Annotated in this window: 10 protein-coding genes; 9 read left to right on the forward strand and 1 reads right to left on the reverse strand. The window is 41.5% G+C overall.

Annotation, left to right across the window (positions count from 1 at the left end; all coding sequences use genetic code 11):
• Positions 1-142 precede the first annotated feature (142 nt).
• Complete coding sequence (metG, locus tag HXT51_RS05270) at positions 143-2,008, forward strand: methionine--tRNA ligase (protein WP_415692445.1); 1,866 nt, start codon at positions 143-145, stop codon at positions 2,006-2,008.
• 500 nt (positions 2,009-2,508) lie between these two features.
• On the opposite strand, the gene HXT51_RS05275 is transcribed toward metG, so the two are convergent.
• Positions 2,509-3,975 carry an aminopeptidase C gene (locus tag HXT51_RS05275; protein WP_421776347.1) on the reverse strand — a complete coding sequence of 489 codons (1,467 nt, stop codon included), beginning with the start codon at positions 3,973-3,975 and terminating at the stop codon, positions 2,509-2,511.
• A gap of 531 nt (positions 3,976-4,506) precedes the next feature.
• On the opposite strand from HXT51_RS05275, the gene HXT51_RS05280 reads away from it, so the two are divergent.
• The 8 genes from HXT51_RS05280 to HXT51_RS05315 all read left to right on the forward strand — a co-directional run bounded on the left by HXT51_RS05280 (position 4,507) and on the right by HXT51_RS05315 (position 18,352).
• Complete coding sequence (locus HXT51_RS05280) at positions 4,507-5,496, forward strand: ABC transporter permease (protein WP_415706368.1); 990 nt, start codon at positions 4,507-4,509, stop codon at positions 5,494-5,496.
• 27 nt (positions 5,497-5,523) lie between these two features.
• Positions 5,524-6,591 carry an ABC transporter permease gene (locus HXT51_RS05285; protein ID WP_421776348.1) on the forward strand — a complete coding sequence of 356 codons (1,068 nt, stop codon included), beginning with the start codon at positions 5,524-5,526 and terminating at the stop codon, positions 6,589-6,591.
• A gap of 21 nt (positions 6,592-6,612) precedes the next feature.
• A complete protein-coding gene (locus HXT51_RS05290) occupies positions 6,613-8,682 on the forward strand; it encodes an ABC transporter ATP-binding protein (protein ID WP_258004277.1) in 2,070 nt (689 codons plus the stop codon).
• Between the two features lie 373 nt (positions 8,683-9,055).
• Entirely contained in the window at positions 9,056-10,792 is a 1,737-nt protein-coding gene (locus HXT51_RS05295; protein WP_421776349.1) for an ABC transporter family substrate-binding protein, read from the forward strand.
• 163 nt (positions 10,793-10,955) lie between these two features.
• Positions 10,956-12,770, forward strand: a complete 1,815-nt coding sequence (locus tag HXT51_RS05300) for an ABC transporter ATP-binding protein (RefSeq protein WP_415692440.1) — start codon at positions 10,956-10,958, stop codon at positions 12,768-12,770.
• 3 nt (positions 12,771-12,773) lie between these two features.
• Positions 12,774-14,570 (forward strand): ABC transporter ATP-binding protein, encoded by a 1,797-nt coding sequence (locus tag HXT51_RS05305; RefSeq protein ID WP_103085042.1) that lies wholly within the window; start codon positions 12,774-12,776, stop codon positions 14,568-14,570.
• Between the two features lie 121 nt (positions 14,571-14,691).
• Positions 14,692-15,672 carry a TatD family hydrolase gene (locus HXT51_RS05310; RefSeq protein WP_415706364.1) on the forward strand — a complete coding sequence of 327 codons (981 nt, stop codon included), beginning with the start codon at positions 14,692-14,694 and terminating at the stop codon, positions 15,670-15,672.
• 166 nt (positions 15,673-15,838) lie between these two features.
• Complete coding sequence (locus HXT51_RS05315) at positions 15,839-18,352, forward strand: KUP/HAK/KT family potassium transporter (protein WP_421776350.1); 2,514 nt, start codon at positions 15,839-15,841, stop codon at positions 18,350-18,352.
• Positions 18,353-18,364: the final 12 nt, after the last annotated feature.

An 18,364-nucleotide genomic window follows, 5' to 3' on the forward strand; every position in this document is an offset into this window, starting at 1 on the left:
ATAAATTCACAAATTATGTGGCTCTACTTCGCGCATTTTGGCGGTTAAATAAGATTTTAAGAACGTTATTATTTGTATTTTATTCATTGATTATTTGAATATTATTTATAAGTGTCCTCGCTGAACAAGATAATAATTGCCTATGAGTCATATTTTGGTGAATGTTGCTTGGCCATACGCTAATGGCCCTCGTCATATCGGACATGTTGCTGGATTTGGGGTACCTTCAGACGTGTATGCTCGCTATGAGCGCATGAAGGGCAATGACGTGCTTATGGTTTCTGGAACGGACGAACACGGAACTCCTATTTTAGTAGAAGCGGATAAAGAAGGTGTTAGTGCTCAGGAACTTGCGAATCGCTACAATCGCGTAATTACTAAGGATTTGTGCGATTTAGGTTTAAGCTACGATTTATTTACGCGCACAACTACAGGGAATCATGAGCATGTAGTTCAGGAAATGTTCCGTCAATGCTTAAAGAACGGTTATATTTACAAGGGCACTCAGAAGGTTGCGATTTCTCCTTCTACGGGTCGTACTCTTCCAGATCGCTACATTGAGGGCACGTGCCCACTTTGTGGAGCAGATGGTGCGCGCGGTGATCAGTGTGATGCTTGCGGTAATGAGCTTGATCCAGATGAGCTTATTAATCCTGTTTCGAAAATTAATGGTGAGACTCCGCGATTTGAAGAAACAGAGCATTATTTCCTCGATTTGCCTGCTTTAGCTGATGCTAATTTAAGCTGGCTTAATTCAAGGGATGGTTGGCGTACAAATGTTATTAACTTCTCAATCGGCCTGTTTAAAGAAGTTAAGCCTCGAGCTATCACTCGTGATATTGACTGGGGTATTCCGGTTCCTGTAGAAGGCTGGATTGATAACCCGAATAAGCGCCTGTATGTGTGGTTTGACGCTGTTATTGGCTACTTGTCTGCGTCTATTGAATGGGCTCGCCGTCAAGGTAAGCCGGATGCATGGCGCGATTGGTGGTGTGATCCTAAGGCTCCTGGCTATTACTTCATGGGCAAAGATAACATCACTTTCCATTCTCAGATTTGGCCTTCAGAAATGCTTGCATATAATGGTGCTGGTTCTAAGGGTGGCGAGGCTGGAGTTTATGGCCCATTGAATATGCCTGAGCAAGTTGTTGCTTCTGAGTTTATGACTATGGAAGGCAAGAAGTTCAGCTCTTCGCGCGGAATTGTGATTTACGTGAAAGATATTTTGGCGCGTTATCCTGTGGATGCTGTGCGATACTACATTTCTATTGCTGGTCCGGAAAATTCTGATGCTGATTTTACTTGGGCTGAGTTTGCTCGTCATAATAACGAGGAGCTTGCTGCAAGTTGGGGAAATCTTGTAAATCGAGTAGCAAATCTTATTAATAAGAACTTTGGTGCAATTCCTCCTCTTGATGAAGATTCTATGACGGATATGGATCGCGCTTTACTGGATCAAACTTCTAACGCTTTTGAAATTGTTGGTGGTTTGATTGAGCGTCATCGTCAGAAGAATGCTTTGACTGAGGCTATGCATGTTGTTGCAGATATTAACAAGTATATTTCTGCAACTGAGCCTTGGAAGATTAAGGATGATGAAGCTCGACTTGGTACTGTTTTGCATGTTGCTGCTCAAGCTGTATCTGATGCTAATCATTTGTTGGCGCCATTCTTGCCTCATTCTGCTCAAAAAGTGTGGGAAGCGCTTGGCGGAACCGGCGTATTTTCTCCATTGCCTCGTATTGAGGAAGTAGAGGATTTGGATAAGCCTGGATTTAAGTATCCGATTATTACTGGCGATTACCGTTTGGGCGAAACTGTGCACCCATGGGAAAGCGAAGAGTTGGTAGTTGGTACTCCTGTGCCAAAGCCAACGCCTATTTTTGCTAAGATTCCTAAAGAAGCGGTTGACGAGGAGCTTGAGCGTTTTGAATCTGCTTTGGCTGAGCGTCAGCGTGCTGAGGCGAATAGACTCGCAGAGGCTCGTAAAATTTTAGAGAATAAGTGATTTTTGATTAAATATTTAATTAAAAGTGATGCAGATAACAAAAGTTAAATATTTAATCAGGATTTTTTAGATTTTTTTAAGGAAATTTTTAGCTTAAACTATCGTTTTTTGATGAAGGATGGTGTATTATGGAGTTTGTTAGCGGTTATCCGCTAGCGAGATTCGCTATTCGAATCCCATAACTGAAACCTTCTTCTCTCTTTCTCTCTGCCCAGGCGGGTTTTTCTCTCCCGCCTGGCTTCTTTTTTATCGCCTGCAAATCAAATCGACATATAGTTTTTGCAGTTTTATGAATTAATATTTTTTTGGGGATAACCCGGAATAACACTATTTTTTGGCCTATAGCCCATATCTGATAGCCCGTATCTGATAGCCCGTATCTGATGGTCCATATCCTATAGCCCATATTTAAAAATAAAAGCGCAGACTGCTGTGCTGCAATCTGCGCTAGTTATTCAAACTCTAAAGCATACCGTGCTTATGCTTAATAAGCTTTTAAGTTAACGGCAACGCTTCGAAAGTGGCTCCCATGGTTCGAGCATTACTGGCTCCTGGCCTAAGACAGCTAATGTTGCTTCATCGAGATACTTCTTATTGATGATTATTTCAGTAACGTAGCGGTCGAACCATTCAGCGGAGCCGACATAGTATCCGTCTTCGCCGTTATCCTTGCCCCAGCTATTCTCAATCTTCCAGCGATCTGCCTCGCCCTTTTCATTGAGGTTTACGCCTGTGAATGTCATTGCATGGTTGCCTGGGCAATCCATGTATTCCAAACCTTTAGCCTTGTCGAATGTGAATTTCACATCAAACAGTTCATCTACGCGCACAACTGCAGGATCAAAGAATCCTTCTTGTCTGAGTGAGAACTGAGTGCAATCGCATGCGAACCAAATTGGATGTCCGTCCTTCAACTGATCAACAGCTGCTTTTCGGAATACTTCAAGTGGTACGTTAAGGAATTCGAGTTCCTCAGTTTCAGCCACGTTTGTGCTGTACTTTAACTGATAGAGCTTGTTGAACGGAGTGCGTTCCATAGGAGAGTTGCATATTGTTACGAAGTCGTTCACGTCAATTGGCACATACTTCTTTGCAAATTCTAGTGGAGTAATACCATATTCGCGAATAATTGGACGCTCGTCTTTGCCGGTCTTTGGCTTTTCTTCTTTCTTGTCGTCCTTTTCGGCTTCGTCTTTCTTAGCTTCTTCGCCAGCTTTTTCGCTGTCCTTCTTTTCGTCCTTCTTATCTTCGTCCTCGTCTTTAGTGCGTGCGAAGAAATCGAATTTTGCTGGTGGTTCGCCTAAAGCAATAGAAGTCATGCGGTAAATAGTTTCCAAGTCGCGGACTTTCATTTCGCGCAATTCTTCCAAAGAAGTACCGTTCTTATGGGCTTCGCGCATTTCTGCAGCGAATTCGCGCAACTTGGTATTTATGTATTGTACAAATGCATCTGAGTCAATGGCATTCTGAGAATCTGGGTATGCGCTCTTTGGCACGAGTCCGTACTTGTTTACCAAGTTAACGAACATTTGCCACCAGCCGCCATCGTCGATTGGGCCATAGTTAATGCATTCGAAAACTCGGCTATTAACATCTTCGTCAAGTGTTGCAAGCACGTTTTCCAAATATGCGTTTGCTTTTTCAATCTTGTCCCAGAAGAACAGGTAGCTTTCAGAAAACTCGAAGTCTTCTAAATCCCACTTGTGCATTAATTCATAGCGCAAAGTGTTAAGAGAAGCGAACATCCAGCAACGTCCAGAGTGCTGCTGATTTGTTATTGTTCCTTGTTTTAATTCGATTGAGAAGTCGCGTGGAAGTTCTCGTTGGCCTTGGTAGCTTGTTGCTGCTTTAAGCACGCCATTTGCTACAGAGGCGTTCGCTGCCAATCGGTTTGCGCGCTGTTCGTTGAAATGTTTGGAATATTCTTGCACGTGATCCATGGTCACTGCTTTGACATTCTCTGCCATATAACTCCTTAAATAATCTAGCATTGGCTAATAAAAGCTATTCTATAGGTCACATTGTTCAAGACTTATACTGTTGTGTTTCGTAATTGTGACATATTGTTTACAAACCTAAGGAATTTTTGAATAATTATCGTTATACCGATAAATATTCTGTTTTTTGACGTAAAAATAGAATATATTTTATTTTATTGCTGTTTGCTGCACGTCTAACAAAAAAGATTTTTAAGTGTAAAAAATACATTAGCGCATAACAGTATTTATCGGCAAAAACCTTAAAAAACTTTGATATTCTGCGATTAATGGCATGTTTGAGGTTTACGGTTTATATGAGATTTTACTAAACATGAGTATATTTTCCTTATTTTCTGTTGTACATAGGTTAGCTGAAAATATACTAATTACAGTCCCGAGTTATATATGAGGGTCACTTGACTGTGTCTTTTTTCGGGAAATTAGACGTTAAAGGCATACAAACTTCCGCGGTTTGTGATTGTCTGTGTTTGGATATGCTAGGCGGAGAAAAGAGTTATAATGATTCGATACATTATTAAGCGGTGCTTGAATTATGTTGTGATGCTGTTCGTAGCAGTGTCTATGACATATTTCTTGGCGAGCGCATTTATGGATCCGCGTTCTAACCATGCTCAGATTTCGCCTGGAAAAGCGACTCCTGGTTATTCAATTGAACTTTCGTTAGATGCTGCGAATATCAACGATCGTACGCCAGTCATAATTCGCTATTTTAGATGGCTCGGTGGCATTTTCACCAGATGGGATTGGGGATTAAGTCCAGATGGTGGTCATGTCGGAAAAGAAATTGCTTATAGAATTGGTGCTTCTGTGGAGCTTGTTACTGGAGCTACCGTATTAGGCATTATTATTGGTGTTAGCCTTGGTATTTATACAGCTATTCGTCAATACAAGTGGCAGGATCGTGTTCTGAATGCAATTTCCACATTCCTACTTGTTGTTCCTACTGCTGTAATGATTTTGGCTATTGTTAATTTGGCTATTTTCATTAACGATTCAGCAGAATATCGCGTTTTCTACGTCACTGGTTTAAGCTCGTATCAAGGCAATAACATATTTGAGTATTTGGCTGATTTCTTGCAGCATTTGATTTTGCCAACTATTTCTATGACTATTTCTGGCATGGTTGGTTATCATTTGACTCAGCGAACCTATTTGCTTGATACAATGAATGCCGATTATGTGCGTACTGCTCGCGCTAAAGGCTTGCCGTTGAATATTGCTATTCGCCGCCATGCTTTGCGTACTTCTTTAATTCCTACTGCTGTTGACGTTGCATTCTCTATTGCAGGTATCTTTACTGGTGCTGTTATGACAGAGAAAATGTATGCTATCCACGGTTTGGGCGAGTACTTCCTTAATACTCTTGCTCAAAATGACATCAATGGTGCTACCGCAGTTGCTGCATTTGGTGCTGTATGTACATTATCTGGTGCTTTGCTTGCAGATATCTTCTCTGCTTGGTTAGATCCACGTATTCGTTTGAGTTGATTGCGTTAGAGTGTAGGTGATATTAGCATGACAAGTAATAAATCTTCTGATTCCAAAAAGATTGATTTGAAGAATACTGAATCTAAAAAAGATGAGGAATTAAAGAAAGACGAATCTGTGAAAACTGCAGAGTCTAAGAATGCTGCAGCAGAAAAGAAGATTTCTAAATCTAAGCAGAATTCAAATGAATCCGCCAAATCTGAAGGAACTTCATCGTGGGCTAACTTTAAGCGTACGGGAAGGCTTAGGCTTTATACTCGCAGATTCTTCCGCCGTCCGTCTGCAGTTTTTGGCTTAGTTATTTTAGTAATTTTGGTGTTCTTTGCTTTGTTTGGATCTTTATTCACTAAGTATTCATATACTGATACGAGCATGTCAGCTTTGCGTGAGCCGCCTTCTGCAGATCATTGGCTTGGTACTACCAAGGAAGGCTCCGATATGTATGCAATGCTTATCCGAGGCTTAGGTAGATCTTTGGCTATAGGCATTATTAGCTCTATATGCATCACTATCATTGCTGCTATTGTTGGTACGGCAATTGCATACTTTGAGGGTTGGTTTGAGCATGTCGGTATGTGGTTCCTCGATATGCTTTTGATTGTTCCTTCATTCTTGCTTATTTCTTTGCTTATTGGCAATGCAAGTGGTGGAAGCGATTGGCTGTGGCTTACTTTTGGCCTGTCAGTTTTCGGTTGGATTGGTTATGCGCGTACCATTCGAACTTTAACTTTAAGCTTGCGTGAACGTGAATATGTGCGTGCTGCAAAGTTCGAAGGTGTGAATTCATTCTTTATCATCATTCGACACTTAGTTCCAAATCTTGGTTCTGTTTTGATTATTAATTTGGTTCTTGGCGTTATTGGTGCAATTAATGGCGAAACTGCTTTAAGCTTCTTGGGCATCGGTATTAAGAGCCCAGATACTTCTCTCGGTGTGTTGCTTAGCACTGGTCAGGATCAGCTTTATACAGCTCCATGGCTTATTTTGCCTCCTGCAGTTGTTCTTGTTTTGCTCACATTCTCTATGCAGCTTATTGGTGATGGTTTGCGTGATGCTATCGATCCGTATTCCAAGTCAGTTGGTAAAGCCGAGTAAGGCTTATTTAGAGGTGTAAAAATGACCGATATGGTGAATGACGTGAATAAGGAAAATACCACTATGGAAGATCAGAACACTGAGGCTAAGCTTAGCGACCAGAAGACTGAAAAGGCTTCTGAGAAAGTTGCTGATAAGGCTAAAAAGTCAGACAAAAAGCATGAAGATTCTAAAAAATCTTGTGGCTTTAGTTTAAAGAATCTTTGGCCTCTTAAAAAGAATAAGAAAGTTGCAAAGAGCGACGATAAGTTCAGTGGTAAGTGGCCTGATGATAAGCCATTGATTTCTGTTCGCAATTTGCAAGTGAACTTTGCTTCTGAAGCTGGTACAGTTCATGCAGTAAGAGATATGAACTTTGATTTGTATCCTGGCAAGACTTTGGGTATTGTTGGTGAATCTGGTTCTGGTAAGTCTGTTACTTCCTTAGCTGTTATGGGTTTGCTTGACAAGAATGCTTCTGTTAAAGGTTCTATAACTTATAGAGGTGAAGAACTTTTAACTAAGACTGATCTTGAGATGAGTGCTCTGCGCGGCAAGAATATTGCTATGGTATTCCAGGATCCTCTTTCTGCTTTGACTCCTGTTTTCTCTATTGGCGATCAGCTTAAAGAGGCATTAGTTATTCATAATCCTGATATGACTGATGAGCAGATTCGTAGTCGCTCTATTGAGTTGCTCACTTTGGTTGGTATTTCTAATCCAGTAGCACGTTTGAAGGCGTTCCCTCACGAGTTTTCTGGTGGTATGCGTCAGCGCGTTATGATTGCTATGGCAATTGCTAATAATCCAGATGTTATTATTGCCGATGAGCCAACTACAGCTTTGGATGTTACAATTCAGGCTCAGGTGTTGGAAGTTTTGAAGAAAGCTCAGGCTGCTACCGGTGCAGCAATGATTTTCATCACACACGATTTAGGCGTTATCGCTGGTGTAGCTGATGAAGTTATTGTTATGTATTCAGGTCATTTGGTTGAGCATAATACTGTTGAAGAGATCTTTGAACACCCAACTCAGCCATATACGATTGGCTTGCTTGGAGCTATTCCTAGAGTCGATCAAAAGCGTACTCGTCGTTTGACGCCAATTTCTAAGCCTACTATGGATATGCTTATAGAATCTGAAAAGTCTGGCGATACCAGTTCTATTCTTGGCGCTGAAGCTCAATCTGAAACTGTTCGTGCAATGCTTCGTGCGGAGAGCGAACGTGATATTAAGCCTATTTTCGAGGGTATTCCTCGCGAGCAGCGCAAGGTTGTTTTGGATGTTAAACATCTTGTGAAAACATTCCCAATTACTGGTGGCGGTTTCTTGCGTCGCAAGGTTGGTGTTGTTCGCGCAGTAGATGATGTAAGTTTTGAAGTGCGCGAAGGCGAAACCTTGGCCTTGGTGGGCGAATCTGGTTCTGGTAAGTCTACTACTTTGATGGAAATCATGAATTTGAAGAAGCCGGAGTCTGGTTCGATTACTGTTTTTGGAACTGAGCTTAATGATAATTTGACTAGCTTAAAGCGTCGTCAGCTTCGTTCTGATATTCAATATGTGTTCCAGGATCCAATGAGCTCGCTCAATCCTCGTATGTTGGTTTACGATATTTTGGCTGAGCCTTTGTTGGTACAGCATAAGTCCAAGATTGAAATTCGCGATCGTATTGCGGAGCTTATGCAATTGGTTGAGTTGAATCCAGACCAGGTTGATCGATTCCCAACGCAGTTCTCTGGCGGTCAGCGTCAGCGTATTGCTATCGCTCGTGCATTGGCTGTAAATCCTAAACTTTTGCTTCTCGATGAGCCTGTATCTGCTTTGGATGTTTCTATTCAGGCTGGCATTATTAATTTGCTTGAGGATTTGCAAGATAAGCTTGGCGTAGCGTACTTATTCGTTGCACATAATATGGCTGTAGTTCGTCACATTTCTAGCCGAATTGCTGTTATGTATCGTGGTCGTATTGTGGAATATGGCGAAACTGATGAAGTTTTCGATAATCCTCAACATCCTTATACTAAGGCTCTGATTAGTGCTGTTCCTATTCCAGATCCTAAGATTGAGAAGCATCGTAAGCGTATTATTCTTTCTGAGGACGATACATTCTGATACTAGAGTGATTTTCAGTTAGAACACTTTATTTAGGCGTGCACTTGTATGAGTGCACGCCTTTTTATTTTGTGTTTGTGTTTTCTGTTTCTGTTTTTGTTTTTCGCGAATATAAATCGATATGTTGTATTTTTTTGTAAACATTAGATAAACGAATGAAAAGTAAAATATTTTGTTTTTTAGTAAAAATTAACTAAAAAATTTTTAGTTTTTGATTTTATACGTATGAATTAGCATTTCGTTAACTAAAAATTCAATTAACAAATGTTCATAATGTGGATGTTGGTAGTAATCGTAATCAAAATGTCATATGACAAGATATACTCTAACAACATACCGGAAATAGGACATCATCCGGGGAATGAGAGGAATCATGAAAAAAACAAATGCAGGTAAACTGACTGTATTTGCAGCAGCTGCTCTTTCAGTAGCAATGCTGCTCGGCGCATGTGGCGGAAAGAACACTTCCGCAGGTGACGTCTCTAAGGCTGAACCAGCTGCAGGTGTTGAATCTACCTACACTGGTACTTTGCCAATGCCAGAGATTGACAAGCGCTACGATAATCCACAGCCACGTGAAAACATTAAAGATGGCGGCACTTACACGTTTGCACTCTCTAACATCGGTCCAAACTGGAACTACGCTTCTAACGACGGTAACACCGCTTATATGAACACTTTGTGGGGATTCTACCAGCCATCACTTTCTTATTACGACACTGCTAAGGGTGAGAAGCTTAAGTATAATCCTGATTACATCACTTCTGTTAAGAAGGTAAGCGACAAGCCTCTCGTAGTTCAATACGATTTGAATCCAAAGGCTAAGTGGAATGATGGCACTGACATCGATTACACTGCTTTCAAGGCTACATGGCAGGCTATGAACGGAAAGAACGAAGCATATTCTGTTCCAAGCACCGAAGGCTACGATTGCATTAAGAGCGTTGAACAGGGTTCCAGTCCTAAGCAAGTTGTTGTGACTTATGAGAAGCCATGCGCAACTTGGGAATTGCTCTTCTCTCCACTGGTTCATCCGAAGGCTACTGATCCTAAGACATTCAACCAGGGTTGGGTTGACAATCCTCACAATGAATGGGGTGCAGGTCCATTCATGGTTAAGTCTGTAACTCAAGATCAGGTTGTTTTCGTGCGTAATCCAAAGTGGTGGGGCAAGAAGGCAAAGCTTGATAAGGTTGTTGTAAAGCGCATGGAAGATGTTGCTGCTTTGAACGCATTCAAGAATGGCGAGATTGATTCTCTTGATTCTGTCGGTTCAAGCGATAACATCATCGCTGTCCGCAAGGTAGAAAATGCACAGCTTCGTTACGGTTACAGCACTAAGATTCGCGTTTTGAACTTCAACTCTAAGGTTGGAGCACTTAAGGATAAGGCTGTACGTAAGGCTGTTGTTCAGGCATTCGACGTTAATAACTACAACAAGATTCAGTTCTTGGGTATGAACTGGAAGAGCGAACAGCCAGGTTCTGAGCTTGCTTCCATGTTCCAGGCTGGTTACAAGAACAATCTCCCAGCTGAATCTAAGTACAACGTTGCTAACGCAAAGAAGACTCTTGAAGCTGCTGGCTACAAGATGGGCAAGGATGGCTACTACGAGAAGGACGGAAAGACTCTTCAGATTTCCTTTACCTTCTTCGGCGATGACTCTACTCAGGCTTCTCTTGCTAAGGCATTCCAGTCCATGATGAAGGAAGCTGGCATCAAGTGCGAAACTGTTAACAAGCCTGCTGCTAAGTTTGCAAAGACTGTAACTACCCACGACTTCCAGGTGCTTCCAATGGCATGGGTTTCCACATCTCCATTAAGCTTCTTGGCCGCTGGTTCCCAGCTTTACAACTCCACTTCTGAGTCCAACTTCGCTGGTACTGGTAACAAGGAAATCGATGCAATCTTCGCTAAGGTTGGTAAGACCTACGATTACAATGAGCAGATTTCTTTGTCCAACAAGGCTGAGGCTATGGCCTTCGCTGAATACGGCACCATCCCAGTTTCCGCTCCTCCAACCTACCAGGCTTACAAGAAGGGCTTTGCTAACGCCGGTCCTTCTGGTTATGCTAGCGTTCTTGTTGAGGACATGGGTTGGCAGAAGTAAGTAAATTTGTAGCAATAAATCGCACAGATTTACTAAGCTAGTTGCTTAACGATAGCATGTGGCGCGTGGTCTTATGGCTTCGTGCCACATGTTTTTGTCTTTATCCATATAATTATTAAATTTATTTTGTTTTTATTTGTGCGAATGAAGGAGAGAACAGCGCATGTACGTAAACCCAACTAAACGCAAAGACGCGAGTAACGTGCGCTGGATATTGCAATATTGCAAGCCAGATATGTGGAAAGTTTGGCTTTCTATTTTCCTATTTATAATCAACGACACAATGGCAATGACAATGCCGTTGCTTTCAGGCTTTATAGTAGACAAAATCATTATTGGCAAACAACATAATTTGCTGATTGGCACATGCATATTAATGGTGTCTATGATGATTGTGCGAGTTGGATCTAGGTATATTTACCAACTTTTAATGGAAAAGTTTGGGCAGAATACTGTATACCGACTTGTAAGCGACGAGTACGAAAAGCTTCATTCTCTCGATTTTACGTACTTTAATCACACGCGCACAGGCGACATTATGAGCCGCATGACTTCTGATACGGATGCAATTCGTCATGTGCTTAGTTGGGTATCGTATATGGCTTTAGATTGCGTAGTAATGTTCGTATTCGCATTAGTCATAATGGTATCAATCCAATGGCAGCTTGCATTAGCGCTTATGGCGATTACGCCATTTTTGTTCGTACTGTCAAGAATTATGGGCAAAAATGCTAGGCCGAAATTCCTTGCAATTCGTGAATCTTTCGCTCGTATGAATTCAATGGTTGAGGAAAATATTGAAGGAAATCGCGTTGTAAAAGCTTTTGTGCGTGAAGATTACGAAACTAAAAAATTCGACGAGTGCAACGAAGATTACTTTAATCGAAATATTACTCTTGCAAAAAACACTCAAAAATACATGCCATGGCTTGATGGAATGGGCTTTGTGCTTGAGCTTATAACAGTAGGCTTCGGCGGTTGGCTGGTTTTGAGCGGCAACATGACTTTAGGCACATTCGTCACTTTTAATAGCTTCCTTTGGATGCTTCATATGCCTGTACGAATGGTGGGTTGGCTTATAAACGATTGGCAGCGTTTTAATGCAGGGTGCGTGAATATTCGCAAGCTTCTTACGCAAGAATCGCATATTAATCTTCCTAAGAATGCAGAAGAAAGTATTAAAGTCAAAGGTGAGATTACCTTCGAAAATGTTGAGTTTGCGTTCCCTGATGATCAAAACTCTTTGGTTTTGCAAGATATTAATTTAGATATTCCAGCAGGAAGTAAATTGGGTATTCTTGGTGAAACAGGCTCTGGAAAATCAACTCTTGTAAGTCTTATCGCAAGATTCTACGATCCTACGAGTGGACGCGTTTTAATTGACGGAAAAGACGTTCGCGAATGGCCTCTAGAAACTGTTCGCAACCAAGTTAGCATAGTTGCACAGGAAACATTCCTGTTTTCTGACACTATTGCAGGGAATATTAGTTTCGGTCTTCCTAAAGATAAAGAAAATCGCAAGGAATTAGATAGTACTATTCGCAGAATGGCTAGAATTGCTGCGGCAGACGATTTCATTATGAATATGCCAGAAGGCTATGAAACGGTAGTAGGTGAGCGCGGAGTAGGTCTTTCGGGTGGGCAAAAGCAGCGTTTAAGCTTAGCTCGCGCATTGGCAAATAATCCTGCAATCTTGATTATGGACGATACAACTTCCGCTGTAGATATGGAAACAGAAGAGCATATCCAACAGGAGTTAAAAAAGCTTGATGGCACGCGCACAATAATCACAATTGCGCACAGAATTTCATCCGTTAAAGATGCAGACATGATTGTTGTATTAGATCACGGAAAAATCGTGGAACGCGGAACGCACGCTCAACTTGTTGCAGCGCACGGGCGTTATTGGGAGATTTACCGAAAGCAACTTGGCTTGCAAACGGGTATTTCTGCAGGATTTGAAACGAAGGAGGAGTAGCAGATGGCGCAACGTAATACTTACGATCAAGACGAAAGTCAAGAAGAACACGTTAACGTTCATGAACTGCTACGCGTCCGGGCATACATAAAGCCGTACATATGGCAATTAGTGCGCGTAGTGCTAGTCGTAATTAGTGGAAGCATAATTATGACTGCAATGCCAATGATTACAAAAATTCTTATAGATGTAGTTTTGCCAAGTAAAAACGTCACATATCTTTACATGGTTATTGCTGTATTCGCATTACTTATTGTGCTTTACGAACTAGGCTTAGCGTACAGGACGCTGGCAATAACGCGCCTAGGACAGCTGATTATTAAAGATATGCGCCGCGATATTTTCACTCACGTGCAGTCACTATCATTTGATTATTTTGATTCGCGTCCGCACGGGAAAATTTTAATTCGCATTGTGAACTACATTAATACGCTTTCTGACACGCTTTCTTCAGGTTTAATTAACGTATTTTCTGATGTTTTTGTGCTTATTATTACGTTAATCACAATGTTTGTTATAGATTGGCGAATGGCATTGTGGAGCTTAGTGTTATTCCCAATATTTATAATCTGGACTCGCACTTTGCAAATTCTGCAAAAAAAGGCGTCTAAAAAATTATCAAATAAGCAAAGTAATTTGAACGCATATTTGCACGAATCAATTGCAGGCGTAAAAACAACACAGACCTTTGCTCGTGAAGCGACGGCATATAATACTTTCCAAGAGCAGCAATCAGAAGTAAGAAGTGCTTGGATGCGAAACGTTAGAGTGCAGTTGCTTCTTTGGCCTGGAGCTTCAGTTATTGAAACTGCAGCAATAGCGCTTTTGTACTATGTTGGCATAACAAACGTTGGTGCAATGAATGTAAGCACTGGTACGCTTATCGCATTTATATGGTATTCGACTACATTCTGGGATCCAGTAGTAAATATTGGTAATTTCTACACGCAACTTGTAACATGTTCAGTTTATTTGGAGCGAATTTTTGAAACGCTAGGAATTAAGCCGAATATTGTAGATAAGCCTGATGCTGAAGAATTGCCGCAAATTAAAGGCAAAGTAGATGTAAATGACGTAGTATTCCGCTACGAAGATGATGGAAAGCCAATATTAAATTTGGTTGATTTGCATGTTGAGCCTGGAACTACTGTAGCTCTTGTAGGTCCTACTGGTGCTGGAAAAACAACTCTTGTAAGTCTTCTTTCCAGATTCTACGACGTTTCTGAAGGTTCGATTACTATAGACGGTCACGATGTGCGCTCTGTAACTTTGGCTTCGTTGCGCAAGCAAATGGGCGTCATGCTGCAAGATAGTTTTATTTTCAGTGGAACAGTCCGTGAAAACATTCGTTATGGGAAACTTGATGCTACAGACGAAGAAATTGAAGCTGCGGCTCGAGTTGTGCACGCGCACGAGTTTATTGAAGGATTACCAAACGGATACGATACTGAAATTGAGGAGCGAGGAGCTACTCTTTCTGCAGGCCAGCGTCAGCTTATATCTTTTGCGCGAGTATTACTTGCAGATCCGCGAATTCTTATTCTCGACGAGGCGACAAGCAATATTGATACTCGCACAGAAGAAGCACTGCAAGCAGGATTAGCTCAATTGCTTAAAAATCGCACTTCTTTCGTAATCGCTCACAGGCTGTCAACTATTGAAAACTCTAACTTAATTTGCGTAATCGATCATGGGCAAATTGTGGAACGTGGTACGCATAAGGAGCTTATGGCGGCGAAAGGATCTTACTATCGTCTTGTGGAATCGCAATATGCAGCGATTCGTCAGTCTGTTGTGTGAATGCTACAGATGCTAAAGATGCTAAAAATGCTAAATAAGAAGTTTCGCGAGCACTAATAAGTAGTTGATTTATTAAATAAGAAGTTTCTTTAGCGTGAAGTTTCGTGGGTAAACTAATAGTATGAGTAAACATCATCGCGAACACAACTGGGCACCAGCGTTAACAGAACAATCTGCAATATGGGAAAATTTGCTTAAAGAAGGCCTAACAATTGCAGACGATCATACGCATATGCTTAGCGTTGTGGATTTTGCACATAATTTAAACAAAGAATTAGCAGAAAAAGGGCGCGATTTAATAGCAGAACCTACTGCAGACGACTTAGTTACTCAAGCAAAATCAGCAGGCGTTTCACACATGCTAGAAGTCGGATGTGAATATCCAGACTGGGAGCCGACGATTAAATTCGCTCAAGCGCATGAAAATTCAGTTCGTGCAGCAATCGCAATACACCCGAATGAAGCAGTACTACATGGGCATAAAGGCGCTCAAGGACCTGACGGACTTCCGATAGTTTATAAGCCGTATCACGATATTCCATTTGACGAAGCAATGCAACATTTGCGTTCGCTAGTAGTAGAGCATCCCAAAGAAGTAGTGGCAATAGGCGAAACCGGTTTAGACTACTTTCGTACAGGAGAGACTGCGAGAGAAGCACAAATAGAGGCTTTTCGAGATCATATTGCGCTCGCAAAAGAATTGAACTTGCCTTTGCAAATTCACGATCGTGACGCTCACGAAGACGTAGTAAAGGTTTTATTACAAGATGGCGCTCCTGAGAGAACAGTATTTCACAGCTATGCTGGCGGTGCGGATTTAGCAGAAATACTCAAAGAGCATGGATGGTATGCAAGTTTTTCTGGAACGATAAGTTACAAAGGCAATGAGGATTTGCGTAAATCAGCGCTTATAATCGGAAAATCGCATATAACTGTTGAAACTGATGCGCCTTATTTAACGCCAATGCCTTATCGGGGAAGGCCAAACGCACCTTATATGGTTCCTTATACGCTAGAAGTTCTTGCTGAAGTTTTAAATATGCAGTTAGAAGATGCGGCGAAAATCACGCGCGAAAACACTAAAAAAGTCTACGGATTCTAGCAGCACAAAACCCTTGTTTTTCAAGGGTTTTTCGTTATCTTTTGCGCTATATATCTATTGTTGTATACAATATCCAAGTACGAGTTAAATAATGCTGTATGTTAAATAAGGCCGTATGCAACTCCCTTAAGCGATGGGATAGGTCTTAGCTATGGAGGAATCTGGCATGACTAAGTCACGCATTAGTGTACCAACGAAAGAAGGTACAAAGGATCCTCGCAATGGTGCGAAAGATTCTGATAAAGTCTCAAAATCTGCTATTTTGCGCGCAGCGTCATTTACTAAAGCGCCGAAAGTTTCACAGAAAACGACCACTCGTGAAGAACGCGAAGTAATCGCTAAGCAACAAGCGCAAGAAGTAAAAGAAGCTGAAAAGCTTGCTGATAGTGCAGTGCGCGGTCCTATCGGGCGTTTGTGGGCTAAAATCCAGACTAGCTCCGATAAATTTACTTTCGGAATGGCGATTGTTGCGCTTGGCGTTGTTTATGGAGATATTGGTACTTCTCCTTTGTATACGGCTCAAACATTTTTAGCTGGGCAAGGCGGATTGCAGAATATTGATCGTGAAGCAATTTTTGGAATGCTTTCATTAGTTTTCTGGTCCATTACTTTAATTACGACTGTTAAATACGTTTTCGTAGCAATGCGTACAGATAACAAGGGTGAAGGTGGTATTTTTGCCCTTTATTCTTTAATTCGCAAGCGTGGAGCATGGCTTGCTATACCTGCAATGCTTGGCGGTGCAGCGTTTTTGGCGGATTCTGTACTAACTCCTGCAGTTTCAATATCTTCTGCAGTTGAAGGTTTGCGCACAATTGACGCTTTTAAGCCAATTTTTATGGAGAATACTAATTTATCTTTGATGATTACTGTTGTTATCATCGTTGTTTTATTCTCTGTTCAACAGCGCGGTACTGAGAGAATCGGCAAAGTATTTGGCATTGTTGTCATGATTTGGTTTGCGTTCCTTGCGCTTGTCGGAATTATGAATATAGGTACAGATTTTACTATTTTTGAAGCTCTTAATCCTGTATATGGCATTAAATTCCTGTTTAGCACGCATAACTTTGCTGGCCTTGCTGTTATGGGTACAATCTTCCTTTCAACTACTGGTGCTGAAGCGTTGTATTCAGATATGGGGCATGTTGGTAGAGGAAATGTTTATGTCACTTGGCCATTCATTAAAGTTGCGCTTATTCTTAATTACTTTGGCCAGGGTTCATGGATGCTAAAGCATCAAAATGATAAAGCGTTATGGTCGACTGAAGGTTTAAATCCATTCTTCCAAATGCTTGGTCCAAATCTGCGATATGTAGCCGTTATTCTTTCTGTTACAGCCGGTATTATCGCTTCTCAGGCTTTGATTACTGGTGCTTTCACTATGGTTTCTGAAGCAACGAGCTTGAATTGGATGCCTCATCTTCAGGTTCGTTATCCTGCGCGTACTCGCGGACAGTTGTATATCCCAGTTGTAAACGTTGTTTTGTGCATTTCGACATTAACAGTTTTGGCTGTGTTCCGCGATTCTGAGCATATTTCTGGCGCGTATGGTTTAGCTTTGACTATGACGATGATTGCGACAACCACGCTTCTTGCTGTGCGAATGTGGTATCAGAAGAAACGCTTTGGTGCTTTTGTATTCTCGGTTGTGTTCCTTGTCATAGAATTTATGTTCTTCGTGGCTTCTCTGGCAAAGTTTATGCATGGTGGTTGGTTCACTATGCTTCTTGGAGCTTCGATTTTGATCATTATGGTCACTTGGAAAGATGGCACTAAGATTGAACGTTCGCAGCGCTTGCATATGAAGCCTAAGGATTTCTTGCCGGTATTAGACAAATTACACAGCGATTTTCGTATTCCGTATTTTGCGGATAATATCGTGTATTTGACATCTGATCGCGAAATGAAGCGTTTGGATACTGGTATTTTCTTCTCGATTTTTGCTGATCATCCTAAACGCGCTCGCGCGTGGTGGGCTGTTTCTGTTGAAACGGATGATGCTCCTTTTACTCGCGAATATTGTGTCGAGAATTTTGGCACTGATTATCTGTTCCGCGTGAAAATTAAGTTAGGTTTTAAGGTTTCTCCTTCTATTCCTGCTTATTTGCATCAAATTATGCATGATCTTTCCCATACAGGCGAATTGCCGCAGCAGAAGTCTGTTTATCCGAAGGTTGATGCGGATCCAGATATTGGTCCAATTCGTTACGTGCTTTTGCACAAAGCTTTAATGCCTGAATCGAATGTTTCTGTGCGCGGTGCTTTGTCGTTGAATATGAAGTACGCGATTCGACATATTGCTGGTACTCCTGTTAAATGGTTTGGTTTAGCTCCTTATAATCCTATTGTTGAAGTTCAGCCATTGTTCGTTTCTACTCGTAGGCCTCCGCGTTTGAAGCGTGAGGATTGTGCGCAACGAGCAGTTCAATCTTTGCAAGGAGCTTCTGCTGTTGAAACAGATATTCCTGTGAAAGATAGTAGGCCTACTGACGCTGAGCAGACTGCCGTTATGAATGCGCGAGATATTGCAGCAGCTAACGTGATGTTTGCTGATGAAAAGTTGGCGAATACTGGGAATATTGATCCAGTTTTGCTAAAAGATGCGATTAAAGCTGAAGAAAATGCAGCTAAAGTTAAGGAAGATTCTTCTAAAGTTAGGGAAGATCCTTCTAAAAAATAATGAAGAGTCTTA

Source organism: Gardnerella sp. KA00255 (assembly GCF_049244095.1).
Classification (GTDB): domain Bacteria; phylum Actinomycetota; class Actinomycetes; order Actinomycetales; family Bifidobacteriaceae; genus Bifidobacterium; species Bifidobacterium vaginale_F.